Annotated in this window: 16 protein-coding genes; 8 read left to right on the top strand and 8 right to left on the bottom strand. The window is 71.3% G+C overall.

What is annotated here, in order from left to right; genetic code table 11:
• Window positions 1-5: 5 nt before the first annotated feature.
• From AC0680_RS21580 to AC0680_RS21570, 3 genes are all read left to right on the top strand, one after another.
• Window positions 6-1,295 (top strand): MFS transporter, encoded by a 1,290-nt coding sequence (locus AC0680_RS21580; protein WP_478631277.1) that lies wholly within the window; start codon window positions 6-8, stop codon window positions 1,293-1,295.
• A gap of 258 nt (window positions 1,296-1,553) precedes the next feature.
• Window positions 1,554-3,611 (top strand): phosphocholine-specific phospholipase C, encoded by a 2,058-nt coding sequence (locus AC0680_RS21575; RefSeq protein WP_478631098.1) that lies wholly within the window; start codon window positions 1,554-1,556, stop codon window positions 3,609-3,611.
• A gap of 211 nt (window positions 3,612-3,822) precedes the next feature.
• Window positions 3,823-4,878, top strand: a complete 1,056-nt coding sequence (locus AC0680_RS21570; RefSeq protein WP_478631095.1) for an aldo/keto reductase — start codon at window positions 3,823-3,825, stop codon at window positions 4,876-4,878.
• An 87-nt stretch (window positions 4,879-4,965) separates the two neighbouring features.
• Here the strand turns inward: AC0680_RS21570 and AC0680_RS21565 are convergent, their stop codons facing one another.
• Together AC0680_RS21565 and AC0680_RS21560 are read right to left on the bottom strand one after the other, a co-directional pair.
• A complete protein-coding gene (locus tag AC0680_RS21565; RefSeq protein ID WP_478631094.1) occupies window positions 4,966-6,144 on the bottom strand; it encodes a L,D-transpeptidase family protein in 1,179 nt (392 codons plus the stop codon).
• 212 nt (window positions 6,145-6,356) lie between these two features.
• Window positions 6,357-7,388 carry a DUF6777 domain-containing protein gene (locus AC0680_RS21560; protein WP_478631092.1) on the bottom strand — a complete coding sequence of 344 codons (1,032 nt, stop codon included), beginning with the start codon at window positions 7,386-7,388 and terminating at the stop codon, window positions 6,357-6,359.
• Window positions 7,389-7,802: 414 nt separating this feature from the next.
• On the opposite strand from AC0680_RS21560, the gene AC0680_RS21555 reads away from it, so the two are divergent.
• Window positions 7,803-9,107, top strand: coding sequence for a streptophobe family protein (locus AC0680_RS21555; protein WP_478631089.1), 1,305 nt, complete (start codon window positions 7,803-7,805; stop codon window positions 9,105-9,107).
• Window positions 9,108-9,125: 18 nt separating this feature from the next.
• On the opposite strand, the gene AC0680_RS21550 is transcribed toward AC0680_RS21555, so the two are convergent.
• The 3 genes from AC0680_RS21550 to AC0680_RS21540 are packed head-to-tail and all read right to left on the bottom strand — an operon-like array spanning window position 9,126 to window position 12,980.
• The gene (locus AC0680_RS21550; RefSeq protein ID WP_478631087.1) at window positions 9,126-10,079 is read right to left on the bottom strand and encodes a serine/threonine-protein kinase; all 954 of its coding nucleotides are present in this window, start codon (window positions 10,077-10,079) and stop codon (window positions 9,126-9,128) included.
• The gene (locus AC0680_RS21545) at window positions 10,076-10,624 is read right to left on the bottom strand and encodes a hypothetical protein (RefSeq protein WP_478631084.1); all 549 of its coding nucleotides are present in this window, start codon (window positions 10,622-10,624) and stop codon (window positions 10,076-10,078) included. The genes AC0680_RS21550 and AC0680_RS21545 overlap by 4 nt, the downstream gene beginning before the upstream one ends.
• Before the next feature lie 16 nt (window positions 10,625-10,640).
• Window positions 10,641-12,980 (bottom strand): FHA domain-containing protein, encoded by a 2,340-nt coding sequence (locus AC0680_RS21540; RefSeq protein WP_478631081.1) that lies wholly within the window; start codon window positions 12,978-12,980, stop codon window positions 10,641-10,643.
• Between the two features lie 387 nt (window positions 12,981-13,367).
• On the opposite strand from AC0680_RS21540, the gene AC0680_RS21535 reads away from it, so the two are divergent.
• The gene (locus AC0680_RS21535; protein WP_478631079.1) at window positions 13,368-14,945 is read left to right on the top strand and encodes a solute carrier family 23 protein; all 1,578 of its coding nucleotides are present in this window, start codon (window positions 13,368-13,370) and stop codon (window positions 14,943-14,945) included.
• An 83-nt stretch (window positions 14,946-15,028) separates the two neighbouring features.
• On the opposite strand, the gene AC0680_RS21530 is transcribed toward AC0680_RS21535, so the two are convergent.
• Complete coding sequence (locus tag AC0680_RS21530; RefSeq protein ID WP_478631078.1) at window positions 15,029-15,754, bottom strand: transcriptional regulator; 726 nt, start codon at window positions 15,752-15,754, stop codon at window positions 15,029-15,031.
• Window positions 15,755-16,421: 667 nt separating this feature from the next.
• Between AC0680_RS21530 and AC0680_RS21525 the strand changes: the two genes are divergently transcribed.
• Window positions 16,422-18,797 carry a glycosyltransferase gene (locus AC0680_RS21525; protein WP_478631077.1) on the top strand — a complete coding sequence of 792 codons (2,376 nt, stop codon included), beginning with the start codon at window positions 16,422-16,424 and terminating at the stop codon, window positions 18,795-18,797.
• The gene (locus tag AC0680_RS21520; protein WP_478631075.1) at window positions 18,794-19,981 is read left to right on the top strand and encodes an acyltransferase family protein; all 1,188 of its coding nucleotides are present in this window, start codon (window positions 18,794-18,796) and stop codon (window positions 19,979-19,981) included. Before AC0680_RS21525 ends, AC0680_RS21520 begins: the two co-directional genes overlap by 4 nt.
• Here AC0680_RS21520 and AC0680_RS21515 read toward each other — a convergent pair.
• The gene (locus tag AC0680_RS21515; RefSeq protein WP_478631073.1) at window positions 19,957-20,793 is read right to left on the bottom strand and encodes a TetR/AcrR family transcriptional regulator; all 837 of its coding nucleotides are present in this window, start codon (window positions 20,791-20,793) and stop codon (window positions 19,957-19,959) included. The two genes, AC0680_RS21520 and AC0680_RS21515, sit on opposite strands and share 25 nt — an antisense overlap.
• 187 nt (window positions 20,794-20,980) lie before the next feature.
• On the opposite strand from AC0680_RS21515, the gene AC0680_RS21510 reads away from it, so the two are divergent.
• Window positions 20,981-21,202 carry a hypothetical protein gene (locus AC0680_RS21510; RefSeq protein WP_478631071.1) on the top strand — a complete coding sequence of 74 codons (222 nt, stop codon included), beginning with the start codon at window positions 20,981-20,983 and terminating at the stop codon, window positions 21,200-21,202.
• A 48-nt stretch (window positions 21,203-21,250) separates the two neighbouring features.
• On the opposite strand, the gene AC0680_RS21505 is transcribed toward AC0680_RS21510, so the two are convergent.
• A complete protein-coding gene (locus tag AC0680_RS21505) occupies window positions 21,251-23,221 on the bottom strand; it encodes an APC family permease (RefSeq protein ID WP_478631068.1) in 1,971 nt (656 codons plus the stop codon).
• Window positions 23,222-23,289 lie beyond the last annotated feature (68 nt).

Here is a 23,289-nt window from a genome sequence, read left to right as displayed (position 1 = left end):
CCGGCATGCTCACGCAGGTGCGTTCCTACGACCGCAGCGTCCAGTTGCTGATGGTCAATCAGTTCACCATCAACCTCGGCTTCTACATGCTGATGCCGTATCTGGCCGGGCATCTGTCCGGCACCCTCGGCCTGGCCGGCTGGCTGGTCGGCCTGGTGCTGGGCGTGCGCAACTTCAGCCAGCAGGGCATGTTCCTGGTCGGCGGCACACTGGCCGACCGGTTCGGGTACAAGCCGCTGATCGTGGCCGGCTGTGTGCTGCGTACGGCCGGCTTCGCGACGCTCGGGCTGGTGGACTCGCTGACCGCGCTGCTGGCGGCGTCCGCGGCCACCGGCCTGGCCGGGGCGCTGTTCAACCCGGCGGTCCGGGCGTATCTGGCCGCCGCGGCGGGGGAGCGCAGGCTGGAGGCGTTCGCGCTGTTCAACGTCTTCTACCAGGCGGGAATCCTGCTCGGCCCGCTGGTGGGCATGGTGCTGACCGGTGTCGACTTCCGGGTCACCTGCCTGGTGGCGGCGGGCATCTTCGCGGTGCTGAGCGTGGTGCAGATCCGCGCGCTGCCGGCCTGGGACGACGGGTCCGCGCGGGCGGAGCGTGCCGGCCGGGGAGCGGGGGTCATGTCCCAGTGGCGGGAGGTGCTGGCCAACCGGCCGTTCCTGCTGTTCTCGGGAGCCATGATCGGCTCGTATGTGCTGTCGTTCCAGGTCTATCTGGCGCTGCCGCTGGAGGTACGGCGGCTGGCCGGCGAGGGGGAGTCGGGTACGGCGGCGGTGGCCGTGCTGTTCGCGGTGTCGGGGCTGAGCACCATCCTGGGCCAGACCCGGGTGACCCGCTGGTGCAAGGCCCGGATGCCGGCCGGACGCGCCCTCGCCTGGGGGCTGCTGACCATGGGTCTGGCCTTCCTGCCGCTGCTGGCGGCCACCGCACTGCCGGTGCCGGCCCAGGGCCCGGGCCGCTGGGCGCTGGCGGCGGTTCCGCCGGCGCTGTGCGCGCTGCTGCTCGCCCTCGGCACGATGATCACCTACCCGTTCGAGATGGACACCATCGTCCGGCTCTCCGGTGACCGCCTGGTCGCCACCCACTACGGGCTCTACAACACCGTCTGCGGGATCGGCATCACCCTCGGCAATCTGCTCACCGGTGCCGCGCTGGACGCCTCCAGGGCGGCCGGGCTGCCGGCCCTGCCCTGGCTCGCCCTGCCCGCACTCGGGGCGGCCTGCGGCGCCGCCCTGTACGGACTGCACCGCACGGGCCGGCTGACCCGGGCCGCCGGGCTGGAGGTGGCGCTGGGCCGATGAGCGCGGCGGTGGTGGTCCCGGTGAGCGAAGGCACCGGGACCACCACCGTTGAACGGCCCGTCGCGTCGCGCTCACGAGCGGGGAGTTCGGCGCGCGTACCGCGATGTGTCACATGTGAGACACCCCCCCTTCCCTGACACTCGTTCCTCTTGGAACACTCTGCTGACTGTGGTTTCTCCACAGCCCCTCACAAGACGGCACAGCAGCGTCCCCCAATATCGCGAGCTTCCCCACACACCCGAAGAGGTCCTCAGACTCATGCCTGAACTCAATCGGCGGCGTTTCCTCCAGATCGCCGGCGCCACCGCGGGTGCCTCCGCACTGTCGAGCAGCATCGCCCGTGCCGCCGCCATCCCCGCCAAGCGCCGCACCGGTTCCATCAACGACATCGAGCATGTCGTGGTGCTGATGCAGGAGAACCGTTCCTTCGACCACTACTTCGGCACGATGAAGGGCGTACGCGGCTTCGGCGACCCGCGCCCGGTGACGCTGCCCAGCGGCAAGCCGGTGTGGAACCAGCCGGACGGCGGCAAGGAGGTGTTGCCCTTCCACCCGGATGCCGAGGACCTCGGCATGCAGTTCATCGCGGGCCTCGACCACGACTGGGCGGGCGGCCACAAGGCGTTCCACAACGGCGCCTACGACCAGTGGGTGCCGGCCAAGAGCGACCGCACCATGGCGTACCTCAAGCGACAGGACATCCCCTTCCACTACGCGCTCGCCGACGCCTTCACGATCTGCGACGCCTACCACTGCTCATTCATCGGCGCCACCGACCCCAACCGCTACTACATGCTCTCGGGGCACGTGGGCAACGACGGCAAGGGCGGCGGGCCGGTCCTGGGCAACCAGGAGCTCGGATACGACTGGACGACCTACGCCGAGCGCCTGGAGGCGGCCGGGATCTCCTGGAAGGTCTACCAGGACATCGGTGACGGCCTGGACGCGGCCGGCAAGTGGGGCTGGATCGACGACGCCTATCGCGGCAACTACGGCGACAACTCGCTGCTGTTCTTCAACAAGTACCGCAACGCCAAGCCCGGCGAACCGCTCTACGACAAGGCGCGCACCGGCACCAACGCCAAGGCCGGCGACGGCTACTTCGACCTCCTCAAGGCCGATGTGAAGGCCGGCAAGCTGCCGCAGGTCTCCTACGTCGCGGCCCCCGAGGCCTTCTCGGAGCACCCCAACTGGCCGGTGAACTACGGCGCCTGGTACATCTCGCAGGTCCTGGACGCGCTGACGTCCAACCCCGAGGTGTGGAGCAGGACCGCCCTGTTCGTCACCTACGACGAGAACGACGGCTACTTCGACCACATCGTTCCGCCGTACGTGCCGTCCTCCGCCGCGCAGGGCCTGTCCACCGTGGACACCGCCCTGGACTACTTCCCGGGCAACGCGTCGTACTCCGCCGGGCACTACGGCCTGGGCCAGCGCGTGCCGATGATCGTCGTCTCGCCGTGGAGCACCGGCGGCTTCGTGAACTCCGAGGTCTTCGACCACACGTCGATCATCCGGTTCATGGAGCGGCGGTTCGGCGTGCGGGAGCCGAACATCTCGCCGTGGCGGCGGGCGATCTGCGGCGACCTCACCTCCGCCTTCGACTTCGGCGGCAAGGACACCGACCCCGCCCGGCTCCCGGACACCGACGGCTACCAGCCGCCGGACCACGAGCGGCACCCCGACTACCTCCCCAAGCCGCCCGCCAACCCCGCCCTGCCCAAGCAGGAGGCCGGGTCGCGCCCCGCGCGGCCGCTGCCGTACGCCCCGCTGGTCGACGGCTCCGCGGACCCGGCGGCCGGGAAGTTCACCCTCACCTTCAGCGCGGGTGACGCGGCCGGCGCGTGCTTCCACGTGCGGTCGGGCAACCGCACCGACGGGCCCTGGACGTACACCACGGAGAAGGGCAAGCAGATCTCCGACACCTGGAACACCCAGTACTCCAAGGGCGCCTACGACCTGTCGGTGTTCGGCCCGAACGGCTTCCTGCGGACCTTCCAGGGCCCCGGCAAGACCGCCGGCCCCGAGGTGACGGCGCGCCACGACAAGGCGAGCGGCAACCTCAAGCTGACCCTGAAGAACGCCGGCGGCGCCGACTGCGACCTCACCGTCACCAACGCCTACGGCGGCGCCAAGGAGACGTTCAAGGTGCGCGCCGGCGCCACCGTCGAACACACCGTGGACCTGCGGGCGAGCAAGCGCTGGTACGACCTGACCGTGGTGTCCGACACCGACCGCACGTTCCTGCGGCGCCTTGCGGGGCACGTGGAGAACGGCGCGGTCGGCGTGAGCGACCCGGCGATCATCACCGGCTGACGCACCGGCAGCCGAACGGGCCCCGGGCCCGCTCCCTGAAAGCACGCCGCTCGAACGGCGTTCCCAGGGGCGCGGGGCCGGGGCTTCGTGCGTCGACCCGACTCGCCCGCACTCGTGAACGCGCACCCGCGCTCGCGCACGACTTGCCTTCAAGCGCGCTCCAGCTCCTAGCGTGAGGCCACACGTCGAGCGAGGAGACGAGGGGAACACCGTGCGCTACACACTGTTCGGCAGGACCGGTCTGCGGGTGAGCGAGTTGAGCCTGGGGACCATGACCTTCGGCGAGGAGTGGGGGTGGGGTGCCGCCAAGGACACCAGCCGCCGCATCCTGGACGCCTACGCGGACGCCGGCGGCAACTTCGTCGACACGGCCAACAACTACACCGACGGCACGGCCGAGCGGATTCTGGGGGAGCTGCTCGAAGGCCGCCGGGATCGCTTCGTGCTGGCGTCCAAGTACACCTGCGCGACCCGCAAGGGCCAGGTCAACGCGGCGGGCAACCACCGCAAGAACCTGGTCCGTTCGGTGGAGGAGAGCCTCGCCCGGCTGCGCACCGACCACCTCGACGTGCTGTGGGTGCACGCACGGGACAACTTCACCCCGGTCGAGGAGGTCATGCGGGCGCTCGACGACCTGGTGCGCTCCGGCAAGGTGAGCTACGTCGGCGTCTCCGACTGGCCCGCCTGGGAGATCGCGCAGGCCAACACCCTCGCCGAACTGCGCGGCTGGACCGCGTTCGCGGGCTCGCAGCTGCGCTACAACCTGCTGGAGCGCACGCCGGAGCGGGAACTGCTGCCGCAGGCCCGCGCCTTCGACCTGGCCGTGCTGGCCTGGGCGCCGCTGGCGGCCGGCCGCCTGACCGGCAAGTACCGCCGCGGCCAGACGGGCCGGCTGGACACCGTCGAGAGCGTCGCGCGGGACCACAACCCGGAGGAGACGGTCACCGCGGTGCTGGAGATCGCCGAGCAGGGCGGCTGGAGCCCGGCGCAGGTGGCGCTGGCGTGGCTGCGCAGCCGGCCCGGCAATGTCATCCCCGTCATCGGCGCCACCAAGGAGAGCCAGCTCGCCGACAACCTCGCGAGTGTCGACGTCGAGCTGGACGCCGACGCGCTGGCGCGGCTCGACGCGGTGAGCGCGGTGCCGCTGGGCTTCCCGCACGACTTCCTGCGGGAACCGGGCATCGTCGAGAACGTCTACGGCGACCGCTGGGCCGACATCGAGGACCGGCGCTCCACGTACCGCCGGACGACGACGGAGGTCCGCTGACCGCAGGCCGTGTGCCGGGGGCCGCACACGGCACACGCCGCCGTCCGGCAGTCCGGGCGGCGGCGTGTGCGGGGAGGGAGGCGGGGGCTACTTCAGCGCGCTGCGCTGCTGCCACTGCTGCCAGGTCTCCTGCCAGACCTCCAGGCCGTTGCCGACGTCGGTCTTGTTGGGGTTGCTGGTGCCCTTCACCTCGACCGTGGAGCCGATCGTCAGGAAGTCGTAGACCTTCTTCGCGTCCTCGGTGGTCATGCCGAAGCAGCCGTGGCTGTTGTTGACCACACCGATCTGCTTGTTCCACGGGGCGGAGTGCAGGAAGGTCCCGGAGGCGGTGAGGTGGGTGACCCACTTGGAGTCCAGCATCCACTCGTCGCCGTGGCCGATGGTGGACGAGTCCATCGTCTCGGCCGCGTTCTTGCTGCGTACGGTGTGCACCCCGCCGCGGGTCGGGTCCTGCGGGGAGCCCGCGGAGCCGGAGATGGTGCCGACGTTCTTGCCGTTCTCGTACATCGTCAGGGTGTGCGAGGGAACGTCGATGACGGCCTTGTGGTCGGCGCCGATCTTGAATCCGAAGTTGTAGTCCCGGGCGAACCAGCCGCCGTCGGCGCCGGAGTCGATACCGCCCAGGGCGCCCTTGACGGAGACCTTGGTGCCGGCCGGCCAGTAGTCCTTGGGGCGCCAGTCGATCCGGTTCTTGCCGCTCCAGTCCTTGACCCAGCCCCAGGAGCCCTCGACCTTCGGCTGGGTGGTGACCTTCAGCGCCTTCTCGATCTCGGCGCGCTTGTTCTCGGCCACCGGGTGGTCGAAGAGGATCGATATCGGCATTCCGGTGCCGACGGTCTGCCCGCCGCCCGGGGTGTTGGTGAGCTTGTTGACCTTGTCGGCCTGCTCGGTGGTGAAGACCGCGGTGGCGGCGGACTCCTCGCCCGCCGCCGACTTCGCCTTGGTCTTCACGGTGTAGGTGGTCTGCGGCCTGACCTTGCCGTCCGACGTCCATGACGTGCCGTCACCGGCCAGCCGTCCGGTGACCTCGCCGCCCTTGTCGTCCTTGACGTCGACCGAGGTGAGCTTTCCGCGGTCCGCCCGGACGGATATCGGCGAGCCGAGCTTGGCCGACTTGGTGCCCGCGGCCGGGGTGACGGTGACCTTGGCCGCCGGCTCGTCCGCCTTCGACGATTCGGCACCGCCCCCGCACGCGGTCAGCAGGCCGGCCGCCGCTATCAGGGCGGGTATCAACCGGGCGGGGTGGCGACGGAGTGCGGCATGCACTGGGGACCCTCCAAAGCAGAACGACTGGCGTTGGCGGGGCCCGGCCCTGTGAGGGCGTAACCGTCAAAGGCCGCCAATGCACCCGCCGCATATGCAGAGGGTCTGTCCGCTGTGGTGGTTGTCCGGTGCACCGAACATTCAGGACACGGTTCGGTATCGAAGGTGCGCGCCTCGGTACGCAGGGCGCCCGGCGCGGGGCGCCGGGCGGTGCGTCAGGTCGCCGGTGCGGTCCCTTCGGAGTGGGGCTCGACGCCGGATGACCCGTTGCTGCCGGTGGTCCCCTCGCCCGGTTGCTCGACGCTGGGCGAGGTGTCCCCGGTGGTGCCGCCGGTGGGCGGCTCGGTCGTTTCGCCGGTGGTGCCGGTGCCTCCGGTGGTCTCCGTCCCGGTGCCGGTGGACGGCGTACCGGGTTCCGATGTCGTGGCGCCGGTCTGCCCGGTGGTGCTCTCGGTGGGCGGGGGCGAGGACTCCGTCGGCGGGGACTCGGTCGTGGGGCCGCTGGGGGTCTCGGAGGGCGGGGCGGTCGGGCGGTCCTCGGTGGGGCCCTCGGCGCCCTTGGGGCGCTTGAACCACTTGCCCGTCTTCGGGTCGCACAGGGTGAACGCGCGGACCGCCTTCTTCGAGGGCTTCACGACGACCGCGTTGGAGGGCTGGTAGCCGGCCCACTTCTGACCGACCGTCCTCGCCCCCGTGAGGGCCTTCGGCTTCGTCAGCGGGTTCCCGCACTTGCAGCGCACCCGCGGGACTCCGTACGCGTCGACCAGGACCGCGGTGCCGGCCTGCAGCACCGACTGGAAGGGGTAGGCCTTGTCGTCCTTGTAGCCGTGGTTGGTGACCCGGGTGTCGTAGCGCAGCTGTACGGGCGTCAGCGACCGCAGATAGGCCGGGACGTTCTCCGGGGCCTGGCCCACGACGGCGGCGAACGCCCGGTTCTTCGCGGGGACGCTGCCCAGGTACCTGATCTGCTTCTCGACGTCGCAGCTCGCGCTGTTCTGGGTGCCGCCGTAGAGGCCGGGCATCGCGCCCGAGATATTGCTGTTGGTGCCCTTGACCGGCTTTCTCGGGGTCTCGGACGGGGTGGGGCCGGACTCGGTCGCCGTCGACTCCGTGACGGGGTCCCGGCCGGTCGAGCCGGCCGGTTCGGCGAAGATCTCGGCCGTGCCGGCGCCGTCCGGGCGGCTGAGGACGAGGGTCAGGATGACGGCGGCGACCACGGCGGCCGCGATGATCGCGACTTTCGGCACGGACCGCCACCAGGGGCCGCCGCCCCCGGACTCGCCACCGCCACCGCCGCCGCCACCCTTGCCGGGACCGCGGGGCGGGGGAGGCGGACCCCCGGCCTCGGTCCGCGGCTGCGGCGTGTCCACCCGTGTCGGCTCGTGCGGGGTGTCGGACGGGGTCTCGGACGGGGTGAGCGGGCCAGCCGGCGGCCCGGTGGGGCGACTGTCGGGCGACGGTGGCGATGTCACGGGTCCCTCTTCCGGCGCGTGCGGGCCATCCGATGAAGCGAATTGCCCTAGTTTGTCGATGTCCACACCATTGTGTGCTCGGGTTCGGCACTCTCCGCAAGCGGGGCGGCACGCGGCGTGCTTACGGTGGTGGGTGCATGCGCCACATGCCGTGGCCGCGGCATCCGCAGCGAAAGGTCAGGAGAGAGCGTGAGCCAGTCGCGAGGCCCCGCGTCCACCGTTCCCCCCGGCCCGGTGCACACCCCTGGCGTACCGCCGGCCGTACGCGCCTGGGGCGAGGCGCTGGGCGCGGCCGTGGCGGGCGTCGCCGCCATGCTCGTGGTCGCCGCGCTCGGCCTGTGGGCGGCCGGCGCGGCGGACCTGCCCGGCGGGGCGTTCCCGTCGGTGGTCGCCGCCGCGGTCCTGAGCGCCGCGGGCGGTTCGGTCACCCTGGCCGGCGATGCCGGGATCATCGGCGAGGCACAGGCCACCCTCGACGTCGTACCGCTGTCGGTCACCCTGGCCGGTGCGCTGGTGACCGGGGCCGTCTTCCTGCTGCCGCTGCGCCACCGAGCGGTCGCCGGCACCCGGGAGCTGCTCGGCCGGATCGCCCGTACGGCGGTGTGCTGGCTGGTGCTCCTGCTGCTCCTCACGCTCGCCGCCCGGCACGACTTCCAGATCTCGGTGGGCAACGACCTCGTCGACCAGATCGGCGCCGAGCTGGGCAGCACCCCCACCGTCGGCTTCGCCGCCGATGTGCCGGCGACGCTCGGCTTCGGGCTCTTGTGGGTGCTGGCGGTGCTCGTGCTGACCTTCCTCGTCTCGCGCCGGGCGCCGCTCTCCTCCCGGCTGCTGCACTTCCAGGACTCCGTACGGCCGCCGGCCTTCGCGATGCTGCTGACGCTGCTGATCTACGTGGTGATCGGGCTGATCATCGGCGTCGTCGAGCTGATCACCAAGGACCGTCCGGCGGAGACCCTCGCGGTGCTCCTCCTCGGGCTGCCGAACCTGACCTGGATGGCGCTGGGCCTGGGGACCGGCGGCGGCTGGGTGGGGCATGTCGACAAGGCCGTCGGGCTGCCGATGCCGCACGCCCTGGACCAGGTGCTGCGCGCCCGGGGGCAGCGGACCCTCGACGTCGGCGCGATCGCCCAGCACGACGGTCGCGCCTGGCTGCTGGTGGCGCTGGCGGCCGTGGTGCTGCTGACCGCCGCCTTCACCGCGGCGGTCCGCTCCCCGGCCCGGCTGCCGGCCTGGCGGCACGCCGTCGAGCTGGCCGTGGCGCTGGCCCTGACCCTCCTCGTCGTCGGACTGCTCACCCGGATCGACGCCCACTACGGGCTCTCCCTGATCGGGGTCGGCGACCTCGGCGGCAACCTGGGCGGCGAGGTCACCGTGTATCCGCAACTCTGGCGGCTGGTGGGGGTGGGCGCCGCCTGGGGGCTGGTCACCGGCTTCCTCGGCAGCCTGCTGGCGCGGGGCGTACGGCATCCGGGCGAGGTGTCCGGGCCCTGAGGAACCGCCGGCCGGCGGCTATCGCCTGCTGCTGTGGAACACCGGGGCCGCCCAGACCGGAGGGCGCGGCGGGCCGGTCTCCGCGATGGCCTCCCGCAGCGCCGCCACAAAGCCCCGGCAGGTCTCGTAGCGGTCCTCGGGCGCCTTGGCCAGGGACTTGGCGAACACCGCGTCGACGGCCGGCGGCAGATCGGGACGCCGGTCGGTCAAGGCCGGCGGCTGGCGGTTCTGATGCGCCCACAGCAGGGCCAGGATGTCGTCGCACCTGAACGGCGGCGACCCGGTCAGCATCTCGAAGTGCACACAGGCCAGGCTGTAGATGTCGCACCGGCCGTCCACCGGGCCGCCCGAGACCTGCTCGGGCGCCACATACTCCGGCGTGCCGACGACCTGCCCGATGGTGGTGACCCCGGACAGCGACATCGACCGCTTCGTCAGCCCGAAGTCGGTCAGATAGGCGTGCTCGGGACTGTCGTAGTCGGTGCCCTGGGCGATCAGGATGTTGCCCGGTTTGACGTCCCGGTGCACCAGGCCGTGGGCATGGGCGGCGTCCAGCGCCGAGGCCACCTGGAGGCCGATCCGGCACGTGGTCTCCCCGGAGAGCGAGCCGTCGCGGTCGATCAGTGCCGCCAGATCCAGCCCCTCGACGTACCGCATCGCGATGTAGAGCAGCCCCTCGGCCTCCCCGGCGTCGAAGACCGGCACGATGTGCGGGTGCTCCAGCCGGGCGGCGACCTGCGACTCGCGCTCGAAGCGCTTACGGAAGGTGTCGTCCCGGGCCCGCTCCGGCGCCAGCAGCTTGATCGCGACGATGCGGCCGAGCCGCACGTCCTGGGCCCGGTAGACCACTCCCATCCCGCCCCGGCCGATCTCGTCCTGGAGCAGGTATCCGGCGATCCGGTGCCCGCGCAGCCCGGAGGAGTCCGGGGCGGTGGAGCGCTCCCGGTTGCGGTCGGCCGGCTCGCCGTTCACCGTGACTCCGGGTACTCCTGACCGGACGCGGGCCCCGGCCGCTGACCGGAGTCCCTCGACGACGGTCCCGAACTCACCGCGCACGTCTGCATCGACACCCCGTCGCAGTAGCACCACCGCTCGTGCCGGGCGTCGTAGAGCCAGACCGCCTCGCCGTCCACGACCACGCCCAGCCGGGTGCCGCGGGTCCGCTCGGCGAAGGACTCGCGGTCGAGCTGCCCGGCGGCCAGCTCCTCGACCAGCCGCCGGTACCTGCCCAGTTCGTCCTCCGCCGAGCCCAGCAGCGACCGGGGGTCCGCGGTCCGGGCGGCGGGCTGCGCGGCGGCCGGCGGCTCGCGCGGCACGGTCAGCAGCAGCCGGCCGTCGACCCAGGCCGACCAGCCGTTGGAGCACAGCGCCAGCGCCCAGTCGCCGCGCCGGTCGACGACCTGGACGGGCAGCAGCGGGTCGAGCGGGGAGCTGGGCAGGGTCGAGTCCGGGGCGGACCAGGTCGCCATGCCCTCCGGCGGGACGACATGGCTGGGGAGGAAGTCCGGCGAGGTCACAGGCGGCTCCTCGGTGCTAGGTGCGCATGATCTCGGGCTCGTGCCGCCGCAGCAGCTTGGTCACCACGAAGCCGAGGACCAGCGAGAGCACGATCATCATGCCCATGTTGAGCAGCCAGACCCCCGGCGTGTGCTGGAACAGCGGATCCGAGGCGCCCTGCGGCATCAGCCGGCGCAGATCGATGGTGCCCGCCATGGCGCCGAGCGCCCACCGGGACGGCACCAGCCATGCCAGCTGTTCCAGCACCGGTACGCCGTTCAGCTCCAGCAGCGCACCGCAGAACACGACCTGGATGATCGCGAGGAGGACCAGCAGCGGCATGGTGACCTCCTCCTTGCGCACCAGGGCGGACACGAACAGGCCGAGCATCATGGCGGTGAACGCCAACAGCGCCACCGCGAGGGTGATTTCGATCAGTGGCGGCAGCAACACGCCTTTGCCGCCCGGCGCGTTCAGCTTGACGCCGATCAGTGCCACCAAGGTCAGCACCACGGCCTGGACGACCGTGATCAGGCCCAGGACCAGCACCTTGGACATCAGATACGCCGAGCGGGACAGGCCGACGGCTCTCTCGCGCTGATAGATCGTCCGCTCCTTGACCAGCTCCCTGACCGCGTTGGCGGCGCCGGTCAGCACCGCCCCGACGCACAGGATCAGCAGGGCGTTGATCGCCGATTCGCCGGTGAGCACGGACCCGGCCAGGGCGTGCGCCATCGCACCCATCACGAACGGCAGCGCGACCATGATGATCAGGAACGTCCGGTCGGCGGTCAGGGCCGCCGCGTACCTGCGGACCAGGGTGCTCAGCTGCGCGCCCCAGCTCTGCGCCTTGTGCGCCTCCACCGGGCCCGTCGGCGCCTCGGGGGCGCGCGGGGGCTGGTGGGAGTCCATGGCGATATAGCGCCGGTGCTGCGGCGAGGCACGGTACTCGTCCGCCCAGGCGCGTCCCCGGTCGTTCTCGAAGGCCTCGAAGGCCTCCGGCCACTGCGGGTAACCGAAGTAGGGCAGCGCCTCCGCGGGGGGTCCGTAGAAGGCGATCGTCCCGCCGGGCGCCAGCACCAGCAGCCGGTCGCAGACGTCCAGGCTCAGCACGCTGTGGGTGACGACGATGACGGTGCGGCCGTCGTCCGCCAGGCCGCGCAGCATGTGCATCACCGAGCGGTCCATACCGGGGTCGAGGCCGGAGGTCGGTTCGTCGAGGAAGAGCAGCGAGGGCTTCGTCAGCAGCTCCAGCGCCACGCTCACCCGCTTGCGCTGGCCGCCGGAGAGGCTGTGGATGGGCTGGTCGACCCGCTGGTCGAGGCCCAGTTCGTGGATCACCTCGTCGACCCGCGCCTGCCGCTCGGCCTTCGCGGTGTCCTCCGGGAAGCGCAGTTGCGCGGCGTAGCCGAGGGCGCGCCGCACGGTGAGCTGCAGATGCAGGATGTCGTCCTGCGGTACGAGTCCGATGCGCTGGCGCAGCTCGGCGTAGTCGCGGTAGAGGTCGCGGCCGTCGTAGAGCACCGTTCCCTCGTCCGCGGGGCGCAGCCCGGTCAGCGCGTTGAGCAGCGTCGACTTGCCCGCGCCGCTGGGCCCGACCACGGCGAGCAGCGACTTCTCACCCACCGGGAAGGACACCCGGTTCAGCAGCGTCTTGTTGCCCTTGTCCACCCGGACGCTCAGGTCCTGCACGTCCAGCGACACCTCACCGGTGTCGGTGAACTCCTGCAGCTCGTCGCCGACGAGGGCGAACGCGGTGTGGCCGATGCCGACGATGTCGCCGGGGGCCATCGGGGCCCGCTGCATCGGCTGGCCGTTGAGGTAGGTGCCGTTGTGGCTGCCCAGGTCGACGATCTCGAAGCCCTCGGGGCCCGCCCGAAGTTCCGCGTGCCGGCGGGAGACCGAGAGGTCGTCGATGACCAGGTCGTTGTCGGGCGAGCGGCCGATCCGGGTGGTCCGGGCGGCCGGGATCGGCCGGATGGAGGTGGGGTGGCGGAAGGTATGGGTGCCGGCGGGGTGGGAGACGGCGGACGGCCGGTCGACCCGGCTCGGCCGCGGCACTCCGGAGAGCACCGCGCACGGTCCGTCGGCGGGGTTGCCGAACCGGATCACGCTGCCCGGCCCGACCCCGGACTCCTGGACGCGGCGTCCGTCGGCGAAGGTGCCGTTCGTGCTGCCTTCGTCCTGCACCATCCAGTGGCCGGCCTCGGCCCGCAGGACCGCGTGGTGCCAGGAGACCCTGGCGTCGTTCAGTACGACCTCGCTCTGCGGGTCCCGCCCCACGTGGTAGACGTGCCCGGGGCTCATCACCTGGGTGCCGCCGTCGGACTCGACGACGAGTTCAGGCGCGGTGGACGCGTCCGGCCGCTCAGCCATACCAGGATTTTACGGCGGCCGGCCACGCCCCGCCTGTTCGCGAACCGAAGGCCCGGCACACAAAGCCCCTGCCCAAAACGGCATTTCGGGGTATGACCGCCCCTTATGCGAGCGAATACGACCGGTTACTCGCGAGAAAGGGCGCAGGTCAACTAAGGTGAGCAATTCGATTAGCCGAACCTGTAAATTCCATGGAAATGCCGGAGTTTGCCGTGCTGATCGAAGGAAGTCCTGTCGAACCAGGACGCAAAGTGCAGAACAGGGCTACGTGGTGCCGGCAACACCGCTAAACGTCGGCTTTGTAGGACCCAGCCGGCCCGTCTGTCATGCCGGACACGACGGTGCCGGTCCCTTCTTATTCACCTACCTCTAGAAGGCAAGGCAGAGATGGCACGAGTCTCCCGACAAGACCCCCCGCAGTTCCCCGGCCAGCGGGCGCACCCCGTCGACGAGGTCCTTCCCGTCGGCAAACTCACCCTCTACGGCTTTCAGCACGTCCTCGCCTTCTACGCGGGAGCGGTGATCGTCCCGATCGTCCTCGGGAACGCCCTGGGCCTCTCCCGCGAGGAGCTCGTCTATCTGATCAACGCCGACCTGCTGACCTGCGGTGTCGCCTCGATCATCCAGGCCCTGGGCGTCTGGAAGATCGGTGCCAGGCTGCCCCTGGTCCAGGGCGTGACCTTCACCGCGGTCTCGCCGATGATCGCCATCGGGCTGGGGGCGGGCGGCGGCACCGCCGGGCTGCTCGTCGTCTACGGCGCGGTGATCACGGCCGGTATAGCGACCTTCCTGTTCGCGCCTTTCTTCAGCAAGCTGGTGAAGTACTTCCCGCCGATCGTCATCGGCACGATCCTGACCGTCATCGGCCTCACCCTCATCCCGCAGGGCCTGCAGGACGCGGCCGGCGGCGCGCAGTTGAAGGGGCACCCCGAGTACGGCGACACCAAGAACCTGCTGTACGCGCTGGGCACCCTGGTGTTCATCCTGCTCGTCGTCCGGCTCGGGAAGCCGTACCTGAGCAGCCTTGCCGTACTGCTCGGCCTGGTCGCCGGCACCGCGGTCGCCTGGGCCCTCGGTGACGCGGACTTCAGCGCGGTGGGCAGTGCCGACTGGTTCGGCGTCAGCACGCCGTTCCATTACGGAATGCCCAAGTTCGAGGTGTTCCCGATCATCGCCATGGTCGTCGTCATGCTGATCACGATGGTGGAGACCACCGGAGACGTCTACGCCATCGGGGAGATCACGCGCAAGAAGGTCGACAACACCACCGTCGCCAACGCGCTGCGCGCCGACGGTGTCGCCACCGTCCTCGGCGGTGTCTTCAACTCCTTCCCCTACGTGGCCTTCGCCGAGAACATCGGCCTGGTGCGGATGTCGAAGGTGATGAGCCGCTTCGTGGTGGTCGCGGCCGGCGGCTTCATGATCGTCATGGGGCTGCTGCCCAAGGCGGGCAGCGTGGTGGCCGCGATCCCGCACCCGGTGCTCGGTGGTGCCGCGATCGCGATGTTCGGCATGGTCGCCGCGGTCGGCATCCAGATCCTGGGCAAGGTCGATCTGCGCGAGGAGCGCAACGCCCTGATCCTGGCGGTCAGCCTGGCCGCCGCGCTGCTGCCGGGCGCGGTCGCGCCGTTCTTCGAGCGGATGCCGGAGGACGTCCGTGCGGTCCTCAACAGCGGGATCACCCTGGGCAGCCTGACCGCCGTCCTGCTGAACCTCTTCTTCAACGTCTTCACCGGCCGCAAGTCGATGGAGATCGACTGGGACGAGATCGAGGCCGACGAGCCGGTGGAGGCGCACCAGCCGGCCGGTGCGCACGAGCCGGCCGAGCCGTACGGCCGGCCGGGCCCGCACCACCCGCAGGGCACCTACGGCCCGCCGGCGCCGCAGCACCCGCAGGGCGGCGGCTACCAGGAGCAGGCCCCGCACGACCCGCAGGGTCCGCCCTGGGGGACCCCCGCCCACTGAGTCCGCCGACGGCCGCGGGCGGGGAGGGAACCGGGATCCGGCCCCTCCCCGCCCGCCTGTCGCCGCCGTCCCCGCCGGTGCCGTCAGTGCGTGGTCACGGTGTTGAACGGCGGCGCCTCGCCCGCCTCGCCGATCAACTCCCAGAAGTGGTCGGCGAGCCTGCGCAGGTACGCCGAGCGCTCGGCCGCGACCTCCTTGAGCCGGGAGTCGTCGTTCCGCGCCACCACATGCCCCATGTAGCGCTCGGAGAACTCCGCGAACTCCGCGTGCATCGTGCGCAGCGCATCGCTCACCCGGGTCTTGTTCAGCGTGGTGATCTCGGTGACCGCCCCGACGTGCGCCTTCCAGCGCCCGTCGATGGCCGACCGCAGATGCCCGGCCAGTTCGTCGTCCCGGCCCATCACCCCGATCAGCTTGCGCAGCGACAGCCCCAGCGCCTCCACCAGGGCCTTGGTCTGCCGGTAGTCACCGCTCCACTGCTGTGCCGACTCGGCCGCCCAGTACCGGCCCGGGTCCATGCCGATCAGCTGCGCCAGCCGTTCCACGCTCAACTGGCGGGCCATCCGGTGTTCGGCGAGCGTCCGCGGCTCGATGCCCATCAGCACGGTCGGCGGGCACCACAGGACGTCGGCGAGGACGAACAGCTGCGGCTCGGTCGGTGCCTGGGAGCCGTACTCCCAGGCCTCGATCAGCTCGGGACGGACCGGCGCGCCGCACGCCGTCATGGCCTGGGCGACCTGAGCCGTACTCAGGCCCACCCGGGCCCGCGCGGATCTGGCCTCTGCGGGAGAGAAGGGAGTGCTGTACACGTACGGGACACCTCGCTGCACCCTTCGTTCGAGGGGTGCTTGGGGGGCGGGGGGCTGGAGGAACCTCCAGGGGCGGGCAGATTAACAGATGGTCCATACGTACGAAGCTCCAGTTCCCTTGGAGTCGAAGGTTCCGGGTTCGGCGGATGGGCCGGCGCGAGAGATGTGCACTTTCTGTCCTATTTCGCTCATCAACTCACTTACTGGGTATAGCCGATGCCTCGGTGCTTACCGGGCGGTAGCGCGTCACGAGATGGCCCGGACGGCGCTCTGTAATGAGAGCGTTACGTGGATGAGGGGGTGGTGTCACAGTGATCCCCGAGGCTGGCGTTGCCGACCGACCCCGTCCCGCGGAGCCGGCCGGCGGCACACCGACATCCGGTCCTCCCCCCACAGTCCGATCAGGATGGGACCCCCTCATATGCGATCAGTGCTCGAACGCACCTGTGCGTTCCCCAGCTTGGAGCCTGCCTTAGCGGCCCGCCGCCGCTTCCCCGTCCGTCCCGCGGAGAGACGGACGCCGAGAGCGACCCAGGCGTCGCGCCCGCCATGCAGCTGACGGCCATGCGGCCGGCGGCCGGCTGACGGCCGAAGGTCCGGAAAACGCCGCAGATCCGGCGACCGGATCCGCTTTCGCATGTCTCCTTGCACGAAAGGACATTCCCAGGTGCTCACTTCGCACCACGGCAACTCCCAGGGCTCACCCCTGGCCCTGCTCGACGACGGGGACCGCGCCCCGCACGACCGCGCCGACCACGCCCGCGACGGCGGGCACGTACTGGTCGTCGGCGCTCCGGGACCGCGCCTGGAGCGGCTCACCCGGACCCTGCTCGCCACCGGCCACGAGGTCAGCCACGCCCCGCCCGGCGAGGTCGACCGGCGCATGGGGCAGGCGCACCCGGACGCCGTCGTCGCCCTCGACGAACACGGCACCCCCCACGTGAGCGGCCTCGCGGTGATCCGCGAGGTCCGTACCGCGTCCGCGGGGCGGGCGCTGCCGCTGCTCATGGTCACCGACACCCCGGAGCCCTCCGACGTGGTGGACCTGCTGCGCCACGGCGCCGACGACTGCATATCCGAGGCCTTCGATCCGGGGGAGCTGTCCGCCCGTATCGAGGCCAAACTCCGCCGGGTGCCCGTACCGGTCGAGAGCCTGCCGCGCGATCCGCGCACCGGGCTGTACTCCCATCCGCACTTCCTGGACGAACTCGACCGCGAGCTGCAGCGCCCCGAAGCCGCCCGGCGCGGCGGTGTGCTCGCCGTGGTCTCGGTGGCCGAGATGGCCGCCCTGGAAGCCCGGCTGGGGCAGCGGGTACGCCGGGAGGTCGCCGAGCGGCTGGCGGGTCTGGCCGAGAGACTCGGCAGCTTCTGCGACCGGCTCGGCTGGGACGACGACGGCCGTCTGCTGATGCTGCTGCCCGGCGTCGACGAGGAGACCGCCCGCCGGGGCCTGGAGAGGTTCGCCGCCACCGTGGCCGGCACCCGCTTCATCGTCGCCGACGAGAACGTCCGCCTCACCCCGGCCGTCGGCTGGCTGCCGCTGACCGGATGCGCCGACGGCACCGGGGCCGTCGAGCAGGCCCGGGACGCCGTACAGGAGGCGCTGCGCCACCGGGATCTGCGGCCGGTGCGGTACGCGCCCTGGATGCGCGGCGCACCGCACCGCCACCGGCGCCGGCCGCTGAGCGCGCTGCTGCGTCCCGCCCTCTCGGCGCTCTCCCCGGTCCTTGCGCTGCTGCTCGGGGTGGCCGTGCCGTTCCTGCTCTACCAGCAGACGTATGCGCTGGGCTGGGACCTGGGCTCGGCCATGTACTGGGTGGTGGTGGCCGGACTGGTGCTGTCCGCGCTGCTGATCGTGCTGGAGTGCCTCTTCTCGCTCGACGCCGGGGGCCGCCCCGAGCGCCCCGGGGCGCCGTACCCGCCGGCCAGCGCCGTCATCGCCGCCTATCTGCCCAATGAGGCCGCGACCATCGTCGACACGGTCGAGTCGTTCCTGCGGCTGGACTACCCCGACGAGTTGGAGATCGTGCTGGCGTACAACACGCCGCACCCGCTGCCCGTCGAGGACACCCTGCGCGAGATCGCCGCCCGCGACCCGCGGCTGGTGCTGCTGCCGGTCGCCGGCTCCACCTCCAAGGCGCAGAACATCAACGCCGCGGTCACCCGCGTCCGCGGCGAGTTCGTCGGCATCTTCGACGCCGACCACCACCCCGCCCCGACCGCCTTCAAGGACGCCTGGCACTGGCTGTCCAACGGCTACGACGTCGTCCAGGGCCACTGCGTGATACGCAACGGCGACAGCTCCCGGGTCGCCGAACTGGTCGCGGTGGAGTTCGAGGCGATCTACGCGGTCAGCCACCCGGGCCGCACCCGGCTCTACGGATTCGGTGTCTTCGGCGGCTCGAACGGCTTCTGGCGCACCGACCTGCTCGCCCGCACCCGGATGCACGGCTCGATGCTGACCGAGGACATCGACTCCACGCTGCGCGCACTGGGCGAGGGCGCCCGGTTCGCCGTCGACCGCACCCTGATCTCCCGCGAGCTCGCGCCCACCACCCTGAAGGCCCTGTGGAACCAGCGCTCCCGCTGGGCGCAGGGGTGGCTCCAGGTCTCGCTCAAGCACCTGTGGCGGGGGCTGCGTTCACCGGTGTTCACGGCCCGTCAGAAGCTCGGCCTGTTCGTCCTGCTGGGCTGGCGCGAGGTGCAGCCCTGGCTGACGCTGCAGATCCTGCCGATCCTGCTGTACTCGGCCTGGCGGGCCGGCGGCCCGCACAAGCTGGACTGGGCCGTGCCGGTGTGCGTACTGGCCGTGCTGTTCACCATGGCGGCCGGCCCCGTGCAGGCGCTCTTCGCCTGGCGGCTCGCGGTACCCGAACTGCGCGCCCGCCGCCGGTGGTTCTGGTCATACTTCCTCGTCTCGACGTTCTTCTACAGTCACTTCAAGAACATGGTCGCCCGGCAGGCCCATCTGAAGGAGGCGTTGGGCGACCGGCAGTGGCGGGTCACGCCGCGGGCCGCCACCAAGGCGGTGGCCCGCCGATGAGCGCCGAAGCCGCCCCCGCCCGCGCCCGGGCGAGCGCCATCGACGGCTTCCGCGGGCTCGCCGCGCTGAGCACCGTCGTCTTCCACGTCTGGCAGCAGTACTTCCGCTACGACGCCGAGGGCGCCCACCCGCCGGTCGACGATCCGGCGCTCGGTGCGGTGCTGTCCCTCGAGGTGATCGACCTGTTCTTCGTGCTGTCCGCGTATCTGCTGACGCTGTCGTACGCACGGGCCGCGATCGACGGGCGCTCGACCAAGCCCGCCCGGCTGTTCCTCTTCCGGCGGACGATCCGGATCCTGCCGCTGTACGTCCTGGCGGTCCTGGTCGTCTGGGCGACGCGCAACCCGACCCTGCCCGGCGACTGGCGGGACCTGGTCGAGCACCTCACCTTCACCCATGTCTTCGACCAGCAGCGGATCTTCTACACCCTGGGCCCCACCTGGTCGCTCTCGCTGGAGGTGCTGTTCTACCTCCTGCTGGTGGCGCTCGGGCCGCTGGCGGTCCGCGCCTGCCGGCCGCTGCGGCGGCGCGGCAGCCGGGTGGCGGTGTGCGCGGCGGGGTGCGGGGTGCTGTTCGCCGCCCCGCTCGCCTGGATCGCCGTCGCCCACTACGTGTTCGGCGTGCCGCACACCGACTGGGTGGTGTACTTCGGCCCGCAGGCCCGGTTCGGCGGCTTCGCTGCCGGAATGGGGCTGGCCGTGGCGGTGGTCGCGCTCGGCGACCGGGGCCGGCTCGGTCCGCGCACCGCGCTGCCGCTGGCGGGGCTGGGGCTGGCCGGGCTGTTCGCCCTCTCCCTGGACTCCGGACCGGAGAACTTCACCTTCACCTTCTACCACCCGCTCGCCTCGCTCCTGTGGGCCGGGCTGGTCTTCGCCACCGTCCACGTGCGGCAGCAGACCCGCCGGCACCGGATGCTGACGGCCCGTTGGCTCACCGCCGTCGGGCTGGTCAGCTACTCCCTCTTCATCTGGCACGAGCCGGTGATGCTCCAGCTCCACAAGGCCGGCCTGCTGCCCGTCGGCCAGGCGGGCTTCCTTCCGGCCCTGCTGATCGTCCTCGCGGTGGCGCTGCCCGCGGCGGCGGCGAGCTACTGGCTCGTCGAATACCCGGCGAGTCTGCTCGGCCGCCTCAAGGACCACCGCGGCCGGCCGCGCGAGTTCTACCCGGAGCCCGCCGCCCGCTGACCGTCCTGGAGTCCGTCCGACCCTTCGCCGGGGACCCGCGCCGTGCGCGCCGGGTCCCCGGCGAAGATCTTGTCGAGGTGGTAGTCGAGGGTGCGGCGTACGTCGTCCAGCGTGCGGCGGTGGTGCAGTACATCGCCGCCCAGCCCGATCGCCCCGGAGACCAGCAGATCGGCCTCGTGCCAGGCGTCGAGACCGGGCGCGGTCCGCCCGGCGTCCTGCGCCGCCCTGATGAGGTCGGCCACCAGCCGTTCCAGGGGCTGTTCGGCGGCGAGGAACACCTCGGCCAGCGCGGGATCGGTCAGGCTCCGGGCGTAGTAGGCGGCGAACACCCGCAGCGCGGTGGCGCGTTGGGCGTCCACCGGAAGGAACTCCTCCAGCACCGCGCGCAGCAGGGCGCGCGGGTCGGCGGGGTCGTGGGGGACGCGGGAGCGGGCGATCCGCTCGTTCTCCTCATGGAGCATGTGCAGCGCGGTGACCAGGAGATGGTGCTTGCTCTCGAAGTGGTACTGCACCGCGCGCAGCGACACGCCCGCCTCGGCCGCCACCTCCCGCAGGCTCGCGGCGTGCAGCCCCCGCTCGGCGGCGATCCGCCACAGCGCCTCGGCCACCTGCCGGCGCCGGCGGGCCTGGGCGTCGGTCACCGCCGGTCGCTCGGCGGCCGGAGCCGGCGTCTGCTTGCGCCGCCGGTAGGCCTTCGCCTGGCAGCCGCGCGAGCAGTAGAGCGCCGGCCGGCCGCGCCGGGAAGGGGGCAGCGGCACACGGCACATCCGGCACACCGGCCCGGCCGCCGGCTTCTTTTCGTCACGCATCATTCCCCTTTCCCGCACCTGAAATTGTGTGACGAAAAGCGAATTCACCGGTGAATAGCCCGCCAGTTGTCACTTTCTCGATGATACGTTCGTAACGTCCTGAGGGCGCGCAATGACCGACGCGCAATGCGACAGGAAATCCGACGCGCAATGCGGCGCGGAACTCTACGAGGGGACGTTGGGGACACAGATGAAGTACGACATCCTGCAGGGCATCGGCGCCGTGGTGATGGTGCTCTTCGCGCAGGGCGCCATCCGGCTGCTCGTCGACCACGACGACACCGGCCTCCTGGGCCGGCTCGGCGGCGGCTTCGGCGGCGCGCTCACCGCCCATCTGGCGCTGGTCGCCGTGGGCGTGCTGCTGACCGGCTGGTCGCACTCGAAGGCGAAGGCGCGCGGCCGACGCGGCTGAACCCGCCCGGCGGGCCGGCCGGGCGGGTTCAGTGGTGCGTCCGGCCGTTCAGCCGACGTGGATGCGCGGGCGCCGGGCGAGATCGGGCTCGGCGCGGCGCAGGACCTCGCGGGTGACCGGAGCGACCTCGCCGTCGCCGAAGACCAGGAACCGCAGCAGATGGCTGAAGGGGTGGCCCTCGGTCCAGTTGAAGTAGGCGTGCGGTACCTGCCCGGTGTGCTCGCGCAGCTGCATCAGCACGGCGGCGATGGTGTTGGCCACACCGGCACCCTCCACCCGCAGGATCTGCGCGCCGTACCGCTCCTCGCCCTGGACGTGCAGACTGCTGGTGAAGTCCGAGGAATCCCGGACGGTCACCTCCAGGAACAGCACGGGACGGCCGTCGGGGATATGGGTCTCCTCGCGCTGGCTGTACTCCTTCTCCCGGTACTCCGCCGCGTCCCGCTCGTCCGGCTCGTTGGCGATCACCCGCAGCGGCCCGGCCGCCGCCGCGGCGTCGATCAGGCGCACCGCGGTCTCGTCGAAGTCGACCTCCGTGGCGCGCAGTTCGAAGGCGCGGTGGACTCGGGAGGCGAACGAGGTCAGCAGGATGCCGAGGATGAACAGCAGCGCGATCTTCAGGCCGTCGGGCCGCTCGATGACATTGGTGACCAGGGTGTAGCCGAACACCACGGTGATGGCGCCGAATCCGATGGTGGCCGCACGCAGCCGTCGGTGGCGGGCGGCGACGGTGGAGGCGAAGGACGCCGAGAGCATCAGCACCAGCACACCGGTCGCATACGCCCCGCTCTGCTCGTCGACGCTGGCGTCGAAGACGACGGTGACGCCGAAGGCGATCGCCAGGAAGATCAGTACCAGCGGGCGGACCGCCTGGGTCCACTCCGGGGCCATGCCGTAGCGCGGCAGATAGCGCGGTACGAGGTTCAGCAGCCCGGCCATCGCCGAGGCGCCGGCGAACCAGAGGATGGCGATGGTGGAGACGTCGTAGACGGTGCCGAACGCCTCGCCCAGGTGCTCGTGCGCCAGATAGGCCAGGGCACGGCCGTTGGCCGAGCCGCCCGTCTCGAACTCCTTCTGCGGTATCAGCAGGGTGGTGGCCAGGCTCGACAGCAGCAGGAAGCAGCTCATGATCAGGGCCGCGGTGGTCAGCAGCCTGCGGGTGCCGCGGATCCGGCCCGCCGGCCGCGCGTCGGTGTCGGTGGCCTCGCCCCGGACCTGCGGCATGACGGCGACACCGGTCTCGAAGCCGGACATGCCCAGCGCCAGCTTGGGGAAGACCAGCAGCGCCACCCCCGCGATCGCCAGCGGCGAGGAGTGCTGGGCGCTCATCGCGCCCCACCAGTCGCCGATCACCACGGGGTGCGAGAGCACCTGCCAGGCCGAGGTGGCCAGCACGACGACGTTGAGCACCAGATAGGTCCCGACGAGCCCGACGGCGATGCCGATCGCCTCCCGGAAGCCCTTGAGGAAGACCGCGCCCAGGGCCGCCAGCAGCACCAGCGTGATCCACAGATTGGCGCCGTGCAGCGCCTGCGGCGCGAACGGGTTCTCCACCACGTGCGCCGAGGCGTCCGCGGCCGACAGCGTCATGGTGATCACGAAGTCCGTGGCGGCGAACCCGAGCAGCACCAGGACCAGCAGCTTCCCCGCCCACCAGGGCAACAGCCGCTCCAGCATGGCGATCGAGCCCTCACCGTTGGGGCTCTCCTTGGCGACCCTGCGGTAGACGGGCAGGGCGCCGAGCAGGGTCAGCGCGATCAGTACGAGGGTGGCGAACGGCGAGAGCAGCCCGGCCGCCAGCGCCGCGATGCCCGGCTGGTAGCCCAGGGTCGAGAAGTAGTCGACGCCCGTCAGGCACATGACGCGCCACCAGGAATGCCCCCTGTGCTCGGCCGGCGGGGTGCCGTGCGGCCCGGAGTGACGGGCGGTGCGACTGCTCAGTCCGTCCAGCAGCCAGCCGCGCCACCGCTGGGCGGCGGGGACGGCAGGCGCGGGGTCCGCCTGTGTGGGGGTGGTCATGCGGATGCGTCCTGCCGTTCGTCGGTCGTGGGTTCGGGCTGCTTTCGGCAACGAGGAGCGAGTATGCA

Source organism: Streptomyces sp. NPDC043738, from assembly GCF_056436545.1.
This window is presented reverse-complemented; position numbering and strand designations above follow the sequence as displayed.